At 68.7% G+C, this 1,047-nt stretch carries 1 protein-coding gene; it reads right to left on the bottom strand.

Features of this window, described 5'->3' with window-relative positions; translation table 11 throughout:
* The coding region (dnaN, locus tag ACR9ZK_RS21590) for a DNA polymerase III subunit beta (protein ID WP_481344013.1) at nt 1-618 on the bottom strand (618 nt) is incomplete at its 3' end.
* Nucleotides 619-1,047 lie beyond the last annotated feature (429 nt).

Here is a 1,047-nt window from a genome sequence, read left to right as displayed (position 1 = left end):
GGCCTTGGCCGTGTCGGACAGCTGTCGGGCCGGGACCAGGGCGACGTGGCTGGCGTCGGACTCGCTCGGTGTCCACGTCAGCTCACGCATCGCGAGGCGGTAGCGGTCGGTGGCGAGCAGCGTCACCTTGTCCCCGTCGATCTCCATGCGGACGCCGGTGAGGATGGGCAGCGTGTCGCCGCGGTCGGCGGCGATGGACACCTGGGCGACGGCCTGGGTGAAGGTGTCGCCGGCGATGGTGCCGCTCGCCTCGGGAGCCGCGGGCAGCGTCGGGTAGTCGGCGGCGGGCATCTCGCGGAGGCTGAAGCGCGAGGAGCCGCACGCGACGTTGACCTTGGTCCCGTCCGTGCTGACGTCGATGGGCTTGTTCGGCAGGTTGCGGGAGATGTCCGCGAGGAGCCGGCCGAGCACGAGGACCTGACCTTCCTCCGCGACGTCGGCCGGGACGGTGATCTTGGCGGACACCTCGTAGTCGAACGCCGAGAGCGTCAGCGAGCCCTCCTCGCTGGCGTCGATGAGCACACCGGCGAGAACCGGCACGGGCGGGCGTGCGGGCAGACCACGCGCCACCCAGGTCACGGCCTCGGCCAGGACGTCTCGCTCAACCCGAAACTTCACGGTGCTCTCACTTCGACAGGTCGGACATGGGGGCTCAGACACTAGTCCCTGTGCCGAGGCGGCACCACAAACACGCCACAAACGGTCGGCGGCCGCGGGCGGGCTGCAGCTGGAGTGTCGGAGGAGAGCTGTTCCGTTCCGCACCTGCCGGCTGTCGGAGCGCTCGGGACCCTCGTTGTCGGGGCATCTCTCGTCATCTGGGTTCTCGTCATCGTCATAGGTGCTGTGGATCCTGTGGACAAGGCGCGTCCCGGCTGGTCAGGGCCCGGATGGCGGTGTGCAGAGGATGTGGGCGGGCTGCCCCGTCGATTCGCTGCGGGTGTGGACGGCCGGGCGCCGTTCACACCGGGCTCACAAGGAGGGTGCAGTTTTTCCGCAAGATTTCCGACCTCGTCCACACCTGTCCACAGTGTCACTGTGGAAACAAGT

The sequence above is a fragment of the Monashia sp. HAY1-5C genome (assembly GCF_056755255.1).
Note: the sequence above shows the minus strand (reverse complement) of the source record. Positions and strands in the feature narration are given on the sequence as shown.